This window comes from Candidatus Eisenbacteria bacterium (assembly GCA_005893305.1).
In the GTDB taxonomy this organism is placed as follows: domain Bacteria; phylum Eisenbacteria; class RBG-16-71-46; order SZUA-252; family SZUA-252; genus WS-9.
On record VBOZ01000009.1, the window covers coordinates 113640 to 133543 of the forward strand.

12 protein-coding genes are annotated in these 19904 nt (G+C 62.5%); 4 read left to right on the plus strand and 8 right to left on the minus strand.

Annotated elements, in window-relative coordinates:
- Positions 1–62: 62 nt before the first annotated feature.
- From E6K79_02935 to E6K79_02945, 3 genes are all read right to left on the minus strand, one after another.
- Positions 63–710 carry a dihydrofolate reductase gene (locus tag E6K79_02935; GenBank protein ID TMQ66324.1) on the minus strand — a complete coding sequence of 216 codons (648 nt, stop codon included), beginning with the start codon at positions 708–710 and terminating at the stop codon, positions 63–65.
- Between the two features lie 600 nt (positions 711–1310).
- Positions 1311–4061 carry a hypothetical protein gene (locus E6K79_02940; GenBank protein TMQ66325.1) on the minus strand — a complete coding sequence of 917 codons (2751 nt, stop codon included), beginning with the start codon at positions 4059–4061 and terminating at the stop codon, positions 1311–1313.
- A gap of 1175 nt (positions 4062–5236) precedes the next feature.
- Positions 5237–6211 (minus strand): acyl-CoA desaturase, encoded by a 975-nt coding sequence (locus E6K79_02945; protein TMQ66377.1) that lies wholly within the window; start codon positions 6209–6211, stop codon positions 5237–5239.
- A 1447-nt stretch (positions 6212–7658) separates the two neighbouring features.
- Between E6K79_02945 and E6K79_02950 the strand changes: the two genes are divergently transcribed.
- The 3 genes from E6K79_02950 (at position 7659) to E6K79_02960 (ending at position 9613) form a co-directional block, all read left to right on the plus strand.
- Positions 7659–8474: a hypothetical protein gene (locus tag E6K79_02950; protein TMQ66326.1), complete on the plus strand. Its 816-nt coding sequence runs from the start codon at positions 7659–7661 to the stop codon at positions 8472–8474.
- A gap of 124 nt (positions 8475–8598) precedes the next feature.
- Complete coding sequence (locus tag E6K79_02955; protein ID TMQ66327.1) at positions 8599–9294, plus strand: hypothetical protein; 696 nt, start codon at positions 8599–8601, stop codon at positions 9292–9294.
- Positions 9295–9328: 34 nt separating this feature from the next.
- Entirely contained in the window at positions 9329–9613 is a 285-nt protein-coding gene (locus E6K79_02960; protein TMQ66328.1) for a DUF1232 domain-containing protein, read from the plus strand.
- 111 nt (positions 9614–9724) lie between these two features.
- Here E6K79_02960 and E6K79_02965 read toward each other — a convergent pair whose 3' ends face one another.
- Positions 9725–11860: a tetratricopeptide repeat protein gene (locus E6K79_02965; protein TMQ66329.1), complete on the minus strand. Its 2136-nt coding sequence runs from the start codon at positions 11858–11860 to the stop codon at positions 9725–9727.
- Between the two features lie 104 nt (positions 11861–11964).
- Here E6K79_02965 and E6K79_02970 point away from each other — a divergent pair, with 104 nt between their 5' ends.
- The gene (locus E6K79_02970; protein ID TMQ66330.1) at positions 11965–13032 is read left to right on the plus strand and encodes a hypothetical protein; all 1068 of its coding nucleotides are present in this window, start codon (positions 11965–11967) and stop codon (positions 13030–13032) included.
- Positions 13033–13107: 75 nt separating this feature from the next.
- On the opposite strand, the gene E6K79_02975 is transcribed toward E6K79_02970, so the two are convergent.
- The 4 genes from E6K79_02975 to E6K79_02990 all read right to left on the minus strand — a co-directional run bounded on the left by E6K79_02975 (position 13108) and on the right by E6K79_02990 (position 19731).
- Positions 13108–15009, minus strand: coding sequence for a hypothetical protein (locus E6K79_02975; GenBank protein ID TMQ66331.1), 1902 nt, complete (start codon positions 15007–15009; stop codon positions 13108–13110).
- A 572-nt stretch (positions 15010–15581) separates the two neighbouring features.
- Entirely contained in the window at positions 15582–17576 is a 1995-nt protein-coding gene (locus E6K79_02980) for a carboxypeptidase regulatory-like domain-containing protein (protein ID TMQ66332.1), read from the minus strand.
- Positions 17215–19416: a hypothetical protein gene (locus E6K79_02985; GenBank protein TMQ66333.1), complete on the minus strand. Its 2202-nt coding sequence runs from the start codon at positions 19414–19416 to the stop codon at positions 17215–17217. Before E6K79_02985 ends, E6K79_02980 begins: the two co-directional genes overlap by 362 nt.
- Positions 19417–19506: 90 nt before the next feature.
- Entirely contained in the window at positions 19507–19731 is a 225-nt protein-coding gene (locus E6K79_02990; GenBank protein TMQ66378.1) for a T9SS type A sorting domain-containing protein, read from the minus strand.
- Positions 19732–19904 lie beyond the last annotated feature (173 nt).

Genomic DNA, 19904 nt, shown 5'->3' on the forward strand with positions numbered 1-19904 from the left:
GGGAAGCCGGACCTTTACCCATCCGGGGCACGAGATCTTCACAGCGCCGTTCTCGGCGGTCGTCAGCCGCGGTCGCGCCGTGTGAGGAATACGTGGGTGACCCCGTTCGGCGAGGTCACCGAGGAGGTGCCGAAGCGCTCGTGGAGTCCGCCGAGGCCGTTCCACAGAGGCACGCCACGCCCGAGGACGATCGGCACGACGACGATGTGTAAGTAGTCGACGAGATCGGCCCTGAGGAACTCGTTGACCGTCGTCGGTCCGCCACCGATGCGCACGTCGAGACCGCCAGCGGCATCCCGTGCGAGCTCAAGAATCTCTGCGGGCGTACCCCCGACGAAGTGGAACGTCGTCCCGCCCCGCATCTCCATGGGGTCGCGAGGGTGGTGGGTCCACACGAAGCAGGGCGTGTGGAACGGGGGGTCGTCGCCCCACCAGCCCCGCCAACCGTCTTCTGGCCATGGGCCGGTTGTGGGGCGGAACTTGTTGCGCCCCATGATCTCGGCCCCGATGCCGGCTCCCCAGGCCGACGCGATCGCCTCGTCGAGGCCGAACTTGCCGTCGGGTTGCAGGCCCCGCCAGATCCTGATCTCGCCGAACCAGTGCAGGAACTCCTTGTGGGCGTGCCCGAAGGCGGCGTCAAGGCTCTGGCCCTCGCCGCTGGCGTAGCCGTCGAGCGACACCACGAAGTTGTGCACGCGTACCTTCGACATCTGTCGATCTCCTCCTGAGTGGCAACGGGCGTCCAAGCTGTTCCCCGTGACTGGGCAACGCGGTACGCGGAGCCTCCGCCGCCCCTACCGCCCCAAACAATCAGGCCCCGATGGTGAATCCACCGGGGCCTGCGCTCATGAGCGTTCGAGAGCGGCGGTGCCACCGACCCGAGGCCCTAGCGATTTACGGGCATCCGCTACCAGTGCATCTGCCGTTGACGATCTTACAGTCGTCCGTTGCGCCCTCCGACCGGCAGAAGTAAAGAGCTTGAAGAACCTCGCACGTGCGGTGATTGCAGCCATGCGACGCAGCCACGGCCGTACCGACGGCGAGATCGGACAGCGCCGAGACATAAGGCGATTTCGCGGGCGCCCTCGATGTCTTGGGTGACGCAGTCCCGAGCACGATCAGAGATATGGTGAGAATGGCGGCGAGTCCGATTGCTAGCTTGAGGTGTTTTGTCATCGTGGACTTCTCCTTCCTCGACCATCCGAACACGCCGAGCGAGAGTCGAGTCCCACCCGGGGCTGGCGGCACCGCCAGCGGACATTAAGGATAGCATCTCTCGGGCCCTCGACCCAGGTCCGGCTGATCCCCGCTCACCTGGTGCTCGCAGGCGACAGAGGGGCGGACCCCTCCTCGAAGTAGTCATGGCGGACCTTCGGGAGCTTTTCCGCGTATACGAAGTGGTCCGAATGATCCGGGTTGTGGCATTCGAGGCAGACCTTCTCGGGAACGACCCGGTGAATATTGGATCGTGATGGCGCCGCTACGTGCCGGCCTCCCGGGCCGTGGCAGATCTCACATTGGACGTTGCCAAGCGGCTCCTCCGGCGCCCCGATCCTGTACCCATGAGGCGTCCCGTACCCGACGACGTGGCATGAAATACATCGCGGCTGATAGTGCCGGTGCACGTCCAGCAGCGTCTTGTAGGCGGCCGCGTGTCTCGTCGTTTTCCATTGGGCGTATTCGGCCTGATGACAGTTCTCGCATTGGGCGGCACCCACATAGCGACCTTCGAGGCGTGCGGGATCGTCCTGGAAGAGCGGCTTTACGCTCGCCTGCGCCGCGTCGAGCTTCCCCACTTCGTCGTAGAACCGGTTCAGCCGGTCCCGAACCACCGGATCGTCCTTCACGTCCTTGTACAGCATGTGCCTCTCCACGGCCGCGGAAGTGATCCTCCCCTCTCGATCAAGACCCAGCCTCGCGCTGCTGAACCCGTAATTTCTCAGAGGTGTGTAGAGAACCAGCGTTCCACCGAGAAATCCGGGAGGATCTTCCTTGCTCAGCTCCCAACCGCCGGCCCCCTTGTGGAAGCTGGGGGCATCGCTGTCGGTCGAGATGATGACGTCCAGGCCCGGACATGCCGCGACCAAACGACGGATCGTGGCTGGGGTGAGGCGTCCCATGGCGAAGACGAGGTCCGCCTGCCGGCGAAGTGCCGGCAGCGATCTCCTCAAAGGCTCGAGCGGATCTTCGATCGTCAGCGAAGACGTGTGCGCCTCGAAGAGAGGATCCGCGCTCTTCCCCCGCAGCGGGTCGAAAAGACCGATCACGGCGACGCGGAGCCCGTCCGCGTGGAGAATGATCCACGCGGGAGCGATCGGCTTTCCGCCCTCTGCAATGTTTGCGGAGAGATACGGCGTTCGGAGCCCTTGGGTCATTTCTCGGAAGTGGTCGAGGCCAAAGGAGAGCTCGGTGGTTCCCACCGCGGCGGCGCCGTAGCGCATGAGGTCCATGAGCCGGAGATAGAGGCTCTGCTCTCTCCGCGAGAAGAAATCCGGCTTGTCCTGTTTCTCCGGCCGGATGAACGCGCTTCCCGCATCGAGCAGGAGGAGCTCAGGGTCTCGTTCGCGCATTTGGCGGAGCACCGTGGCCCTGCGCGCGACGCCTCCGGACTGATTCACCTTACAGCCGCAGTTCTCGAGGTAGCCGAAGGTCTCGCCGGTGTAGGCCAAGTTCAACTCCCGGACAGCCCTGCCGCGAGAGGGCTCGGGCTTGGCCTGCGTGGGCTTGAGGGCGAAGTAGGCTTCCACCGGCGCGAGCGTGGTGCCTCGAACGAACAAGGCTCGGAAGTTCTGCCACAGACCGGGGCGGGCCTTGGGCAAGGAGGACCAGAGCGAAGGGGCCGTCCGGCCGTGGAACATGCGAGCGAGAACTGAGTCGAAGCCGCCCCTGCCCCCCGGCGTGGACCGCAGTGTGCGGTCGAGATGGAGCAGGACAAAAGGCGCCAGGGTCTCGCGACCCAAACGGCTGCTTTTCGTGGTCGCGTACAGATTCTCGAGATTGCGCTCGATGCCCTCGGCGCTGAAGGCAGAGACGTAGCCAGCGGCGAGCGACCGGTTCAACTCGTCCTCGCTGACGAGCCCCGCGGCGGTGACCGCGCGCCAGGCGTAGAGGTTCGTTATCCCGTCGACCAGCCAGTATTCCCCCGGGGCCCGAACCTCGGTGCGGTACGGGGCGTACCGGATGTAGGCGTCGATCAGCCGGGCCGCGAAATCGTGCAGCCGGTTGCCTGTGAGCGGGGAAAAGGTTTGACCTTGTCCCGTCGCGCTTCCCTCGCCGGCGATCTCGTCACCGGACGGGGCGGGGGGTACGATGATGGTCACGTACGAGGGCCCGAGGTCCCGGTCAAAAAGACCGTGAACGTATCGCGCGACGCGCGTGAGTTGCGTCACCGCCTGTTCCTCCTGAGACGGCGGAATGCCGGAGTGGAAAGCCAGGGTGAATCGAGTCTCTCCGAGACGGAATGTCCGCTCGTGGAAAGGTCCGAGCCCCACGGTGGCCGAGATCATCTGCTCGGCGGGGGAAGAACCACGAAGGTCCGCCAGTCGGTTACCTCGTCCGGCTTCCCAGGTCGTGACCGCCTTCCAACCGCTCGGAAGGGAGAACCGAACCGCGATGTGACGTAGCATCTCGGCGCCGGGGTCCGGCAAGAGGAAGAGATCCCGCCCCGACACCAACGCAAAGTTGTCTCCTACGTAGCCGAAGCAGCGGCCCGTGAAGCCCATGTGACTGTCCCCTTCCCGCCTGCCCGGGGTGACCCGGTAACGCACGGTGAGTGACCGGGGCAGCGGTCCCCGAAGGGTGAAGCGCGGAACGTCGACACGCAGGCCTTCGAGGAGCACCGTGTCGACCCGAGCGTCCACTGCGATGCGCGCGCCCCGAGGGCCGACGGCTTGGAAGTCCGAGACCCGGAGAATCTCGTCGGAGGCGTACCCTTTGAGAACGAGGGAATCGCGGGAGACGCCGTTCAGCGCGAAGGTGACTGCAAGCTGATCTGGATTTCCCGGGGCAGGGGAAACGTTGTAGGTGAGACTCGTGGATGGGGCGCAGGAGCAAGTGAGCACGGACGCTACAGCGGCAGAAACAGCAAGCCGGTAGGCCGCTTGATGCGGGAAAAGGAGTCTCACCCTAGTGCGATTTGGCACAGACCCACGGGCGGCTTGTTCGCGTACCGGAACCCGTTCACGCGGAAGAGCACCGCGAAAGCATACGCCTGGGGCGGGCGTCTCGTCATCAAGGTGCGAAAACTCTTATCCACTCTTGTACCGGACGAAGTAGGATTAAGGTCCTCATCTGGCCGGTGGTGCCGCCGGCCTTGACCGAGCGGGCCGGCCACCGCTCGGCAATAGGCTCATCGGCCGAGAAAGGGGTTCTCCATGACGATTCGTATCAACTTGGTTCTCGGTCTAGCGGCGATAATCTTCGTCCTTGCCCTCGTGGCTGGCACCGCGGGGCACCAGGCGATGAACGCGTCAACGCATTCTCCTTATATCTCCGCGCTCTCCAACGCTGCCGTCGCGACGGCGGAGGCCTCAAATTCCCACAGGTGCCAGAATCGCAGCTGCGGCAACCTCCAAGGAATCGTGACCTGCACGGAGGAAGCGCTCGGGACCAACTGCGCCGTCTCGAACGGCGTCTGCACCCTGACTGCTTGCCGATGAGATAGTCCCGGGGCCGGCGGCACCGCCGGCCTTCGCGTATTTCGAGACCGACCCGGCGTATGTGTCCTCGTTGGCCCGAGTTCGCGATTCGTTTTTTGGCTCCCCGAACGTAACCCTGTTCGAACCAGCCGCTCACCCCAACCGACCACCAGGTTCCCCTCAGTGGCCGGTGGCTTTCGCCTTAGCATTCGTGCGAACCTTCCGCGCCTCTTGCTTCTCCTGGCGCGCTTCCTTCCGCTCGGCCTTGGGGCTCTCGTGGGCCATCGAGATGACTTCGCCCTTGATCGCGTCGACTTGAACTTCCTCGATTCCAGACTTGCCCGGCACGGGATATCGAAGGAATAGATGAGCTTTCCGTGCTCGCGCTCCAGCTCGGCCCCTTGGCGAGCGCGGTCGCTCGAGCCGTTTTCATGCTCACCTTGGCTTGCGAGGCCAGGTTCGCTTTCGCGGGCGCGTGGGAGGGCGCGGCGGCCGCGACTCCGAGAGTAGCGACCAGCGCGAGCGCAACGACGGCTTTCATGCGCGACAGTGGGTTCTCCTTTCCATACTGCGTTTCCCGGCACCTCACAGTGGCGAAGTTAAGGGCTTGATGCTAGAGGGTTCCCGAGGCTTTTCAGAGTTCGGTAGTGGGATCGGATTGCGGCACGGATCGTCTCATGGTGGTGATACGGCACGCCGTGCTTCGCCGCCATCTGGCGAACAATCCGGCTGAGGGCGGGATAATGAGCGCTGCACACCTTGGGAAACAGATGGTGCTCGACCTGATAGTTCAGCCCACCGACGTACCAGGAAAGGATTCGATTCGACATGGCGAAATTCGATGTCGTTTCCATTTGATGAATCATCCAGGCGTTATCCATCTGTCCGTTCGACTCAGGGCTGGGATGTTCCGTGTCTTCGACGACGTGCGCGAGTTGAAATACGATGCCCAGGATGAGTCCCGCCGTCAGGTGCATGACGAGGAGTCCGATCAGAAACTGCCACCAGGCGACCTTCAAGACCATGAGCGGAATCACGATGGTGTATCCGTAGTAGAGGAGCTTGGCTGTGAATAGTGTCGCCACTCCGGATCTCGGGTGCTTCTTATCACGAAACGGCCCCAGGTCGGGCATGAGGAAGTAGCGGTAGTCCTTGATGAACACCCAGGAAAGTGTGGTGAGGCTGTAGGCGGCGAACGCGTAGAGATGCTGGAACCGGTGAATGCTCCGCAGCTTTGCCTGGGGTGACAGTCGAAGGAACGGCGACACCTCAAGATCCTCGTCAAGGCCGTGAATGTTCGGATATGTGTGGTGAATGACGTTGTGCGTGATCTTCCACATGTATCCGCTGGCGCCCACCAATTCGAAGCTGAAGCCAAGGAGCTTGTTGACCCATGGGCGCGATGAGTACGCCCCGTGCAGGGCGTCGTGCGCGATGCCGAAGCCGATGCCCGCGACTCCCACCCCCATGACGAAAGCCAGGCCAAGCATCTGCCAAGGGGAGAAGCGATTGCTGAGGATTAGTCCGTAGGCCCCGAATGTGACCGACAGCAGGATGAACGTCTTGGCCACCATTGAGGCGCCGGCCTTCGATGAGAGGCTACTCGTCGCGAAATATTCCGCGACGTGGCACTTCACGTCCTCGCCGAAGCCGGCGACGGCGGCTGCGAATGTCACCCTGGAGTTTCTAGGATTAGGACTCACTTGGAGGGCAGTTGATCGGGATCTACTGGCATGGCCCTGCTCCTCCGTGTGGATTCGGTGCGGGCAGTCCGGGACGGATCGGACATGCGGGCATAATGGAATGCTCCCCACTTGGATGGGACACCCATGGAACACGAGCGTGCAATGCCGGTTCCTACGACTCGAGCCTGGATTCGCGAACCCAACGTCGCCGTTAAGACTTCGTTAAGGTAGGCTCCCAGAGAGTTGGAGAGGAAGAGTGCCCTTTGTGGGGGTGCGAACTTCCTTTCGTTCGATTGCGCGAGGTTCAGCGGGGACCCGGTGCGGGCACACGGGCTTGAGCAGGTTGAACTGGTGCCACAAGGTCGCAACGGCGCGCCATATACGCGAGAGCCCCGGTGCATCGCGGCACCGGGGCTTCGCTATCGGCAAACCCAGTTCGATTCATTCTGGTAAAGCTCCCAAACGTAACCCTCTTCGAACTAGACCTCAGGGCCCCCGGCCCTTCATCCCACCAGCCGCCAACAGTCGCGCAAAGGCGGAAAGTTCCTCCGAATTCAGATCCGAGACGATCCAGTAGGCCATCCCGCGACGAGTCTCGTGAATGACGTTATAGCCCTGTTGTGTCCGCGGAGGAGTTTCCGAATCTGCGGCCCCCTCGTCCGGCCAAGCGAACACGTTGATCAAGTGTTTGCGTCTCTGGTAGACGAGAGCAGCAACGGGGCGACCGCGCAGGTAGTCCAGTCGCCCGCCGATCAGCGGATACCCGGACGTCGCCAGGTCTGAGACGCCTGGGCGTGAGCCCGCGCCGCATCCATACGGACTACTTTTCACTGTGACGCTCAAGTTGACGAAGGAGGGCGATCGTGGAGCGTTTCCGATTGATGGGCGTGTACGTGGTCTTCGTCGCTGTTGCGTTGGGGTGTGCTATTGGGGTCGTCGCCGTCCTTCGGGCGGCGCCGTAGAGCCGCCCGGAGCCCAAATATCGCGTACCGACGCCCCCACAAATAGCAGCCGGCCAGCCGCCTTGCGGGCTGTCGCTGTCAGATTCTGGCTGACACAAAATTCCGATATGCGCCGATATTCCGCGAGCATTCCTTCGTAGGATTTTCGCCGTCGGAAGCCCATGCTGCGAGACTACGTACGCCGGTCTCCTCACAGGAGGCCGGCGACGAGAGTCTCGTCCCTCAGCACCCAGCGTCCTCGAAAGGAGGTGAACGAGGCGGGCGTCCGTGCGAAGGGATTCAGAAGAGCGCATCGGGCCGTTGTCGCAACGCGAGCCGGCGGCAACTCGAAAGGTCACCTGTGACTCTGGCAGATTTCCGTGAGGAGGTTCCCTGTGTCGAGAAAGCTCGGACTGTTCACATTTGCGGCCATCTCTGGAATGCTTTTCATCTCTGCTGGCCCTGCGACCGCTACCCATTCTTGGAACGGCTACCACTGGAGTCGGGCCAGCAACCCATTCACCGTCACGCTTGGCAATAACCTCTCTTCCAACTGGACCCCCTACTTGAACACGGCCGCGTCGGATTGGGGCATCACCTCCGGCGCCTGCAATAACCCGCAGAATCCGATCCGGTGTACCGTGGCGGGGGGCGGCAGTGGCAGTGGCAGAAAATGTAGGGCCACTGCAGGACGTGTTGAGGTCTGCAACGGAACCTACGGCAACAACGGATGGCTCGGTATTGCCCAGATCTGGATCAGCGGTGTCCATATCACTCAAGGCACGGTCCGAGTGAACGACACTTATTTCAATACGCCCCAGTACAACACGCCCGCCTGGCACAGCTTCGTGATGGATCAGGAGGTCGGGCACGAGTTCGGTCTCGCCCACCAGGACGAGGACTTCAACAACGCCGATTTGCTTGACGCCTGCGGTAGGGGCTCGTGCATGGATTATTCAGCGGACCCCACCAACAACACAAAGCCGAACCAGCACGATTATGACGAGCTTGTGATCATCTACAGCCACTCGGACGGTGGCCTCGCTGTCGCCAACGCGACCGCCGCGTCGGGTCAGAATATCGACGAGGATATGGAAGATCAGGGTGCCTGGGGGAGCCCCGTCCACTTCGAGCACGGGCGTGGCGATGTTTACGAGCGCGATTTCGGCGGTGGGAAAAAGGTGCTCACACGCGTGCTCTGGGCTCAGTAAGCGGTAGTAGGATCAAGGTCAGCTCGCGTTCGGAAGGCACCGATTCAAACTCGGAGCCTTCCGTGATATTCGTCTTTCCGTGATAGTGCACCGTCTCCGATCCCTCTTCTCACGCGCTGTACTTGTGTCCCTTGTCGTCGTGGTTGGATCTGCGCCCCGCGCCATCGCCCACCGCGATGATTACATCGACGAGACCTTTGTCTATCAGACCTTAGGCGGCGGCGAGCGAGAGATCGAACTCTGGGGAGAGATTCACGCCGGCCAGGATCGGCATCCGCGGCCGTGGTACACCGGAGCCTTCGAATACGGCATCACATCGGGCTGGACCATCGACGGCGCTGCCCAGTGGGTCCGGGATCCCTCGGGCCTAGGATTCGCGCGATTCCGGGCAGAAACCCGATATCGGTTTTCGGAGGAAGGCCAGGCGCCCCTGGACCTCGCAATGTCGCTGGAATACGAGAGCGAGACCCGCCGTGCCACGGGAGGCGAAGAGGAGCAGGTTCTGACGCCCCGCCTAGTGCTATCCCGAGACCTTTCGCGAGCGTTCAATACCACCCTGAACCTGGATATGCCGGTGACTCTTTCCCCGGACCGCGCGGTTCGGTTCCGCTACGCGGTCGGTACTCGCTATCCCGCGGAGGGATTCCTGCGAGGGGGCGTTGAATTCAAGCAGTCCCCGGGTGAGAAGAGCGCCGCTTTGTTCCCGCAGCTCTGGTTCGCGCTCCCCGATGAAATCACCATCAAGCTAGGATTGGGCCTCGGCCTCGCATCCCGGGACGATCCCGTCGTTGCTCGGGTCGTCTTTGAATCCGAGTTCTAGCGCGTCGCCCGATCCTCGGCAAGGGGTGAGGACGATGCCCCCAGGTGCACTGTTACGATTTCGGCGAGAGATCCGAGTCTACGAACTGGCTCTCCGTCACCCACAAACTCCTCGCTTCGCCCGCTGGCTCCTGTGGGCTGCGATTGCGTACGCGCTCTCGCCGATCGATCTGATCCCCGATTTCATCCCTGTACTCGGCCACCTCGACGACGCAATCATCCTTCCCGCACTCGTAATTGCTGCGACTCGCCTCATCCCGAGGAATGTGGTCGAGGAGTGTCGGGCGCAGGCCGCAGAATCATCTCGCGCGCTTGACTAACGAGCCTCGCCACGGAGCCGATGGAGCGGCGTTGTGGGCGGATGGGCCAGCAAGGCTGCAACCGTCCTCAATCTGCGACGCGAGTCCTAGACGCTCCCGCCTGTCGAGCGCCTAGTGCCCGGCAGCGCGCCGAAGGGCCGCGATGCTTGCGAGAATAGCGTCCCGCTCTGGGTGATCGGGGGCGCGTCGGAGGGCCTCCTCCCAGTAGCCGATCGCCTCCTGGTTGTGGCCCAGCGTCTGCGCCGCGACGCCCATCTGCACATACACGTCCGGCATCGTGAATTGGCTGTCCGAAAGGATAGAAAACTCGCCCTCGGCGATCCGCTTGAAGAGCTGCATTGCCTCCGCGGGACTTCCCCCCCGCGCCAAGGCTCTCCCGAGGAAGAAGGCCACCTTCGCCTCGTGGGGTGATTCGCGGTAGGCCAGCCGGTACCACTCGGCCGCTTTGAGGAAATTGTTTCGGTTGAGCTCCACGGTCCCGATAGCAAAGTAGGCGTCGGTGACGGGCTGACCGGTCCGGCGGTATTTCTCGATCGCTTGGCGGAAGGCCTCCTGCGATGCCTCCTCATTTCCCAATCGGCTCTCCGCCACGCCGACCCAGACCGTGGTTAGAGGCGCGCGCTCGTCGCGCGGATTCGCGCGAAGGGCCGCCTCCCAGGCATCGATCGCCTTCTGAGGCTGCGACTGCACCCAGTAGATTTGCCCTCGCGCGTACTCGAGGTCCGCCAGTTTGCCGGAGGCGAGCCCACCCTTGCGTGCGATCTCGACCGCCCGCTCGATCTCCCGTTCCGCTTCCGCGTAGCGATTCGTGTTGTAGTAGACGGCGGCGAGCCCCTGGTGGGAGATGTAGTTCTCGAACCTCGACCCCTCCCGGTACAGGCGCTCCGCGTCCGCCCATCGCTTCTCGTCCAACCGCGCCTGGGCCAGATTGTTCCGGATGCGGTAATCCTCGCTCCGCGCGAGGGCGTAGGACCAGAGCGACTCCGAGCCCGCCCAGACCGGGCAGTACTCCATGGTTCGGTAGACGAACCCGGCGAACGGGATCGCGGTGAGGAATGCCACGACGCCGGCTCGGACCGCAATCCCTCCGGAACGGCGGCCCATCCAGACGATGCCGGCCCCGAGCAACCAGCAGAAGCCGAGCGAGGGGGCGTAGAGATAGCGGTCTGCCATGTACGTGACGAGCGGGAAGAAGATCGCCGGCAGCAGGAGAACGAAGACCCAGCCCGCTCCCAGACTCATCACCCGCCACCCGCGGCGGTGCGCGACCCAGAGGGCTGCCGGCAGCACGACGATGCCGGCGAGGTTCGCGACCGCGGGCAGGAGGTCGGGCGCGAACTGCGGCGCGTCGTAGATGGGCCTCCCGGGCGGGAGCCCGGTCAGGAGCGCCAGGTAGTTCCAGACTGCGTGGCCCTTCACCATGAGGTAGTTGGCCGGGTCGTGCGCGTAAGTCTGGCCCTTCGCCTGAGCGAGCATGTTGAGCCGCACGAGCATGAGGCCGACGAGGCCGTACGGAATCTTGTTCGCGAGGGCGGCCTTCCAGGACAGCCGCCTCCTGCCGGCCGTCTGCAGGAGATCAAGCAGAAGGAGGAAAAGCGGGAGGGCGACGATGCTGACTTTCGAGAGAAGCCCCAGCGTGAAGGCGGCGACCGAAGCGGCGTAGGAGCCGCGATCGAGCGACCTCGAGCCCGTGGCGCGGAGATAGAAATAGACCGTCAAGAGCAAGAAGGTCGTGGAAAGGAGATCCTTTCGGATCGAGATCCAGGCAACGGCCTCCACGTGGGAGGGATGGACCGCGTAAAGGAGCGCTGCGAGGAATGCGAGGGTGAAATCGCCGAAGAGACGCCGCGTGACGAGCAGCGCCAGGGCGGCGTTCACGCCGTTCAGGATCACGGACTGGAGGTGGTATCCGAACGGATTGAGGCCCCACAGGCTGTAGTCGACCATGTACGACACGAGATGGAGCGGTAGAAAATTCGAGAAGTAGGGCTTCGTGAAAATTTCGATCAGGTTCTCCCGCGACCATCCCCGGATCAGCGGGTTGTTCACGACGTAGGTGGGATCGTCCCAGTTTATGAGGAATCCGTGGCGGAGCGTCGGCAGGTAGACCGCGACGGCAGCGGCGAACACGGCGAGGTAGGCGAGCGCCTGAAGGGGAAGCGGCACACCCGCGACCGACCGGGCCCCCGGGGCCGGTTTCACGGTCTGGTGCTGCCGTTGGAAGCGACGCTGCTGCGGGGTCGGCATCGGGTGAAGTTAGGTCTTGGGCGCGGTGCCCTCATTTGCCGCGAAAGAGCCAGAGATAGAGCCGTATTGTGTTGCTCCGACGACCGCGGGGCAAGTACGCTTTCGTGATGCGCAGCCGGTTTACCACCCTCTTCGGTCTAACTCTCGCCCTCGGCCTGGCCTGGGCATCCCCCAGCTTCGCGACGAAGTTCAGTCCCCTTCTCGCGGACCCCAAGTTTCGCGAGACCGATCCGGTCCCGTCGCCGGACGGGAAGTGGCTCGCGTTCCAAAGCAATCGGAGCGGCTCGAGCCAGATCTGGATCATGTCCACGCAGGGAGGCCAGTTGCGCCAGCTGACCGCGGAGCCGGAGTCCTCCCAGGTGGCCGGCCAGCCGAAGATCGCCACGCGCGTGATGACTCCCAACTGGGCGCCCGACGGCAAGTCGCTCCTCTACATCTCGACGCGTTCGGGCCCGTACAACGTCTACTCCATCCCGTTCGAAGGCGGCGAAGCGAAGCGGCTCTCGAATGCCGCGGGTAGCCAACGCTTCGCCGTCTATTCTCCCGACGGAGCGAAGATCTGCTTCGGGTCGAGCCGCCTGCAGCCGACCTCCATCTACGGGTTCAACCTCTACGTCATGGACCCGAAGGGTGAGGTCGAGGGCCCGCCCGCGCGACAGCTCACGTTCAGCGGAGCCAGCCCCGGGCACCCGGTGTGGTCGTACGACGGGAAATGGATCGCGTTCGTTGCCAAGGATTTCGACACCACAAGGACCGTCAACGTCGGCGGGGGCATGCAGACGAAGCAGAGCGCCATGTTTTCCCAGTTTCGAATTTTCAAGATCGCCGCTGGTGGAGGCCCGGCAATAAAGCTGACGGGCCTCGGGGTGGGCGACGGATCCGAGGATACGTGGCCGTCCTGGTCGCCCAACGGGAAGCAGATCGCCTTCGGCCGGAACGCCGGCGGCAAGCAGAGCCTCTGGATCGTCGACGTGACGACGAAGAAGGCGTTCATGCTGACGGATGACGGCAACTGCATGAAGCCGACCTTCTCGTACGACGGGACCGCGATCTACTATACGAAGCTGATCGACGGGAAGGACGAGGACATCTGGGTCGCCAACGACTTCACGGTGGCGCCGCCGACCCGATCGAAGTCCACCGCGCACAAATCCACGGTGTCGAAGAAGTAGCGGCGCCCTGGTTCACATGGCTCCCCAAACGTAACCCAGTTCGAACTCACCGGCCGCCGTGGACTCGCGGCACCCCTACCCCGGCGACCGCCGCCCGGCTCTGAGCTTGGCTATCTCGGCCTGGATAGATTCCCAGCCATCCTGGGCGGGAGCGATTCGCAGCGACCTCTCATACTCCGCCACGGCCGCTTCAGCCTTCCCCATCCTCTCGTAGGCCATGCCGAGGTATAGGTGCAGGGTCGGATCCTGCGGAGACAGGCCAATCCCGCGAATCGCAGCGTCTGCAGCCGCGTCCAGCTGCCCTTGCTGCAGTCGAGTCCACGCGAGAGCTGACAATAGCCTGGGGCGTTCTGATGCGGCGGCAATCGTTAGCCCCCGTTCGGCCCACTCAGCGGCTCTCTCATGATCTTGGGCGAGCGTGAAAAGTACGGAGGCATCGCTGCACCACGCTGTCAGTCGGAGAGAATCGAGGTTTCCTTTGGACACTTCCCTCCAGATCGAATCGCGAGCGGTCGCAGAGCTGATAAACCGCGGAAGCGACAAGATACTGATCTTTGGGCCCGATGCCCTCACAGAGTCGGAGTACCAGACTACGGTGCTGTGAGTCCGTAGCCATGCGTAGTAGGCAATTTCCTCCCTGTACTTTCCCGGCTGCGACTTGAATCGATCTGATACGCCGGAGGAGGCGACGTATAGGTGGAAACCATCCAGAAACTCAGGGTGGTATGCGGGGCTAACTCTCTCCGGTCGGGATGAGAAAAACGGCCAGGTTAGAGCAAGTCTCTCCGTGCTTTGGCTGTTGAGGACCGGGCCATACAGCTCAACCACCATTGGCATCGCGGGTGGGACGCGGGAATTGATCCAACGCCTCGCGACATGCCGAGAGTCTGGCATCGCGAGTGCCATGCGGGTATGCGTCAGCTCAACCAATTGTGGAACGCACATCGCAGCCACGCCAAAGATCAAGCTCGCCCGGCGCAGAGGCGGGCTGTTCGCGAGCCATTTCGTCCGAGCCATGGCTAGGAGCGAGAACGCAGCTGCAACGATAAGGAAAGGAATTGCTGGGAGAATGTACCGTAACTGCGCGACCTTGAGCAGTCCGTTCCCGGCGACGATCAAGAGCGGGATTGTAGCGAGAGTGCGGGCTGCCCCGCCTCTGCGCCAGAGGACCGCGAGCCCGCCAGCCGCGAGCAAGAGAGTTACCCAACCGAGCGCACTTGGAAGAATCGAGAGGATATACACCGGCAAAGCTACCGGGAACTCGCTCTGACCGACCCAATCCGAGAACATGCTAGTGCTTTGTGCCTCGAAATCTCGCCGGAACGTCACCCCTCTCAAGAGCACGAATGGCGACGTAGCGAGAAACGTCGCGATGGCGCACGTGACGCTCAAAAGGAGCGCACGAATCACCACTCGGTGCCGAGCTCCGGCCGCTCGAAGCCACTGGAGATGCCTCCAGATCAGTGAGAAGACCAGGATTGCGGGCACGTACTTGCTTGCTGTCGCGAGTCCGATCATTGATCCGGCCAGAACTGAGGGAGCCAGGCGTCCGTTCGATCCGATGGCACACAGCGGTCCAGCCGCCAACAGCACGAAGAGGGTCGCAAGTAGATTCGGATCCGAGACGTGCTGAGAGGTCAACACGTGGACGGGAGTGACTGCCAAGATCAGCGCCGCAAGAAGCCCCACGCTCGGAGATAGAAGAGACCTTCCGAGGCGATACGTAACCCAGACCGTCAGGACGCCAAGTACGACGCCGAAGAGTCGGGCGAAGAGGAAGAGCTTGTCTGGATGAGCTGCGGTGTGACGGACAAACTGCTCCGCTCCTCCGCCTCCCTCGAACAGTTGCCAATAACCTCGATACGCAACCTGAGCTAGGAGTGCCGCGTAGAAGCTCAGGCCCGGCCAGCCAGCTGTTTGTGGATCAAGGTTGAGCGGCCGCGTGCCGCCGCCCCACATGGCCCACGCCCGAGCCATGGTCGTACGGTCCACCTCTTCCACAGCCGAATCGTCGATGACATTGATACCGAGGGACGGGTCAGGAAGGCGATCGGATACGCCCCAGAGTCGAAGCGCAAGGGCTAAGCCGAGGCAAGTAGCCAGGCCGATCCGCTGCCACGGCGAGGAGTGTCTCTCTGCCGAAGCGACTGACTGCAACTCATTTCTCACGCCGTCAGTCTACAGTGGCAGCGGAGAGCGGTGTACCCTCGTCTAGGCAGAGCACCCCGCGATCCGGCTAGAACTCGGACTCATCTCGGAACACAACCTCGCGGCCGAACATGGCCATATGCGCAGCAAGCGAATCGAGGGTCCCGGACCCGGCGGCCCGATCCATGTTTGCCCGATACGCTTTGCGAATCAATCCGTTCTGGCGATCTGAAATGAGCTGCTGGCTCCGGCGAGCCCTTTGCGCTTGTTCGAACAAGTATTCGGCGAATAATCCGGGGAGCTCGAGGCGGCGAGGAAAAGCTCCACCACGTGGGTCGATCGCCGTGTCGTAGGGGTGCATCAGAGGATACCGTGGTTCCGAACGAGGGTGCTGCCTCCCATCAGCTCACAATGACCATTGGTTTTTGGTCGCCGAACACGCACAGAACCGTCCCATCGGCCCGAAGCACTACCGTACGATTCAAATCAAAACTGCAGGCGCAAAGCGGGCTACAGTAGTTTGACCACGACAGCCTCAGCTCGACCGTGTACACGTCCTCGAACACTCGACCATCTCTGGACAGCGTGGATGGGCGAGAAGATACTGAGGCGGTATAGGAGAATTGTGCCCTCTTCATGGGTATACCGCCCGTCCGACTTGAATCGCCTCGGGCCATAGCTTGGATGAGGGCGAGGTAGTAGCGAACGGCATCCATCGTCACCGCATAGGGCAAACGGACGCCGTCGAAGTCACCGTACCACCATAGACGCTTTTCCTTGCGGAGGTCCTGCTTGCTCGCATCCTTCCCGGCCATTGCAAGAATCGCGTCCGGTGGCGGATAGGTCTCTTCCGCGATGCGGAGAAGTCGTTCCTCGTTCGCATCTCGGACATACCTGCGTACGGAGGCAGTGAAAGCCGTGGTCGCAGTATCCCCTCGGATCCCACGATAGAAGAGGTCCACGCCCTGGCTGCCGAAACTTCGGATGAATGGGCGCTGCAGTGAGACATCGTCGGCTTGCCTTGGCGGAATGCTTTCCCTCGCCTCCAGGTAGAGGGCTCCCAGGGTGTCCACGATATCGCCCGGAAACGGGAGCGCAAGACGGTCCCTCGCGGTGGCATAGGGGGCGCACGGCGTCCGTGGCGGTGGCCAGGCGACCAGGGGGAGGTCGGCCGTCGTCGCGGCGTCCTTGACGACTCGCACGTGCCCGATCTCGCGAGAGTGGTATCCAAGCGCGCTCACGACGAGCGTATTGGATCCCGCCGGAGCCCCAGGAACCAGGTACTTCCCATCGGGCCCTGTTGTGTCGCTTTGCCGGGTTCGCTTCACGACGACCGAAGCGAATGGGACTCCCGATCCGCTTTCATTGACCACCCTTCCGGAAATTGTCCCACTACCGGGGGTGAGTGCACCCTCGGGTCTCAGGGAGCCCCCATAGCCCAATATGTCCTGGTTCCACCTAAAGCGAAGGGTCCAGTGGCAATTCTCGTAGAGGGGATCTGGTCGGGGGAGGGTGACGGAGAAACCAGACAGCATCTCATCCGTAGCGATGCTTGCGCTGTCGAGCAGGTCGGGAGTGACGCGCCAGTACACTGCGAAAGTCGTGGAATCGTGTTCCGATTGTGCGGGAGTACTTTCCCATCCGGGAGGAGATCCAACGGTGTCGGGCAGGACGTGGGGGCGAGCTCCTGTCAGCTCACACGCGCCAGTCGCGATGTTGTATCCGATCTGGAGCCCGGCGATTCGATCCGGGTACCGACTCAAGACGGTGTATGTGTACGTGCAGGCGCCGGGCCGGCGTTCCACGCGGACGCCAACCTGCGCCCATGGCTCATCGTGTGGTTCGGCTGCACGGAGCCTGGCAAACGGCGTGTCCGCCGCGACGAGGAACAGAGCCGTCGCGCACAGGCCCGCTACAGCTGCACGGGTTGCTGCCTGCCTGGAGCGAGCCAGCGGGAGGTGCAAAACCATTGCGTGTTGGCCCTCGTGACTCTCGCCGGTCGTGGAAGGGACCCCTATATTACCATCGCGCAGATCAGCCATGGTCACTCGACCCCCTGGATCCTCCATTGAGCTGCCTGATCCGCTCCCTGATCCGAGGAGCCTCCCGCTGTCCGGGGTCCAGCAGCAGTGAGGCGTTGTATTCGCTTGCCGCCTCCTTCGCCATTCCAATGGCCTCGAGAGCCATGGCCCGATAGAGGTGCAACACGGCGACATCGGGGTATTTCTGTAGTGCCCTATCGGCCGTCTGCAGGACTCCCCGAACATCCTCGCGCCGAAGCTGCGAGGTGGCGAGAAGGGTGAGTAATTTCTTCTCCTCAAAGGGCTCGGCGATTTCAATGCCACGCTTCGCCCATTCCTCTGCCCTGCCGTGATCCTCAATCGAAAGAAAGACATTCGCCATATTCAGGCACCATGCGACGAGACGACTTCTCAGGGTTCCGCTGATCCCCGTGTGCTTCCAAATGCTGTCCCGCTCTGCCTGACTGCTGATGCGGATTGGTAGAGCCCGGATTTCGATGCGTGGCCCGGACGCGGCCTTAGGGTCAGAAGTCCATATGATGGGCGCGTGTGCGCGTAACCACCGGTAGTAGGCAGTCTCGATTGGGTACGTACTCGCGGCTCTCTCGAAACGTCTGGAAACTTCGCTCGACAAGACGACATTGCTGAGACCGTCCAGAAATGCCGGGTGATAAGCCATGCTGACCAGGCTGGCCTGGGTCGCAAAGAATGGCCAGACGACCACAGCACGCTCACGCTCGCCGCTCGTGTTGAAGACGGGACCGTAGACCTCAACAGCCGTGGGACTCCCCGGCGGGATGTGCTCGTTGATCCACCGCCGGGATACATGGCGGGAGTCCGGCATCGCCAGAGCCGCACGCACCTGGACGTACCTCGGAAGCGGCGCAATTAGGACAAGCCCCAGAATCGTTGCGGAGACGAGCATCCTCCCGATCCCAGATCCTCGAGTGGGTTCGCCTGGAGCGGGGTTCCGGCGAAGTCGAGCACCGGCCCAAACGCCAGCCCAAATCACCGACGCGCCCGCTCCAATCACCATGATCGGCAACGCCGGAAGGACGTAACGCTCTTGAGCGACCTTAAGCATTCCGTTAGCGAGGAGAATGCTCACACCGGTGAGGACGGTCAACCGACCTGCACGGCCACTACGCCAGATAAGCAGCATGCCCGTGAGGCTCAGAAGATAGCCGGGCCACCCGAGGGCGCTTGGGAGGGAGATGCCGAGATAGGTGGGAAGGGAGATCGGAAACTCGGTCTGCCCAACCCACTCCGAGAAGAGGCTCCGTCTTTGGACGATAAGATCCCGAAGCGTCGTCCTCCAGTCGAGGAATGTAAAAGGCGAGGCAATGAACATGGCGAGGAGCACGGCGGCGAGCGACACCCAGAGGCGCCGATCGCCAAACAGTAAGGTAATACTCCGGAACGTTACCTTCTTACGCTTCACCGGGAGGTGCGCCAGCATCAAGGGAACAGTGAGGATGAGGGGCACATACTTGCAAGCTCCGGCGAGCCCGATGGCCAGCCCGGCGACCGCCGAATCGCGAACGGTTCCGCCCTCAGCCACACGGCAGATGGCCACGACCGCCAGGAGCACGAAGAGAAGAGCTAAGAGATTCGGGTCACTGATGTGTTGTGAGGTCTGGATATGGAGAGGATTGCAAGCGAGGATGAGCGCTGCGGCAAGACCCGTCGGGCGGCCCAATAGCCGTGCCCCGAGCACATAGGTTAGTCCGACAGTCGCAACGCCGAGAAGTATCCCGAGCAACCGGAGCAGGAGAAAGACCTGCTTATTTTCCACCTGGATGTGTCGCACAAATTCAGCCGCCGCAGCGCCCGAATGACTCGCCACGAAGTAGGTCTTGTAGGCCATTTGTCCTGCGAGCGTCAGATAGAAGCTTAAGGCTGGCCATCCGCCTGTATGAGGGTTCAAGTCGAGTTTGGTCGCGTCACCCTTCCACATGTCCCAAGCCCGACCCATCGTGGTCCGGTCATTCTCCTCAACGACGGTATCGTCAAAGACGTTGATCCCAAGAGTGGGATCGGGGAGCCGGTCACCGAATCCCCACATGCGGATGCCGAGGGAGATGAGGAGTATGAGCACCAACGGTCGATCACGGGCGACTCGGGTCGCAATTGAACGCACATACCCTGGCCCGGGACGTCGCCCCCCCGGCGAAGCACCGCGGCTCCTCCCGGGCAACGCAGGCTTACCTCGCATGTACGCAGACGTTCGGCAGGATTATTCGCATTAGTGAGATGCAGAACTTCTGATAAGGCAGACGGGGGTAATTCGGACCCAAGGCGTTTCCTACCGGAGCAAGACCATCCGACGGCGGCTCGAAAACGAGCCGGCCCTGAGCTCGTAGAAGTAAATCCCGCTCGACACTTGGGATTCTTTGCTGTCCCTTGAGTCCCATCGCACGATGCGGACACCACCCGGTAATTGCCCATTCATCAGCTCACGAACCAATCGTCCCGCCACATTGTATACCCGCAACGTGACATCCGAGGGCTGGGATAGGCCGAACTCGATGGAGGTCTCCGTTTAGGCCGATTCTGGGCGGGGCTCGGCTCGCGAATCCGATGACTACCGTCGCGTACACGCACCCGGGTGACGAGGAGCTGTACTCCGAGATTCGCGCGATCTAGCCGGCTTGCGATCGCACCCGCGCCAGGGCCAAACCTGTCCCGTGGGAGCCGTTGCTT

Bases quoted from the DNA above. Each gene is read 5' to 3' on its own strand.
- E6K79_02985 (TMQ66333.1), bottom strand. From the start codon at position 19,416: ATGCGAGGTAAGCCTGCGTTGCCCGGGAGGAGCCGCGGTGCTTCGCCG.
- E6K79_02975 (TMQ66331.1), bottom strand. From the start codon at position 15,009: ATGGCTCGGGCGTGGGCCATGTGGGGCGGCGGCACGCGGCCGCTCAAC.
- E6K79_02935 (TMQ66324.1), bottom strand. From the start codon at position 710: ATGTCGAAGGTACGCGTGCACAACTTCGTGGTGTCGCTCGACGGCTAC.
- E6K79_02965 (TMQ66329.1), bottom strand. From the start codon at position 11,860: ATGCCGACCCCGCAGCAGCGTCGCTTCCAACGGCAGCACCAGACCGTG.
- E6K79_02980 (TMQ66332.1), bottom strand. From the start codon at position 17,576: ATGTCTTTCTTTCGATTGAGGATCACGGCAGGGCAGAGGAATGGGCGA.
- E6K79_02960 (TMQ66328.1), top strand. From the start codon at position 9,329: ATGCCCCCAGGTGCACTGTTACGATTTCGGCGAGAGATCCGAGTCTAC.
- E6K79_02945 (TMQ66377.1), bottom strand. From the start codon at position 6,211: ATGGTGGCCAAGACGTTCATCCTGCTGTCGGTCACATTCGGGGCCTAC.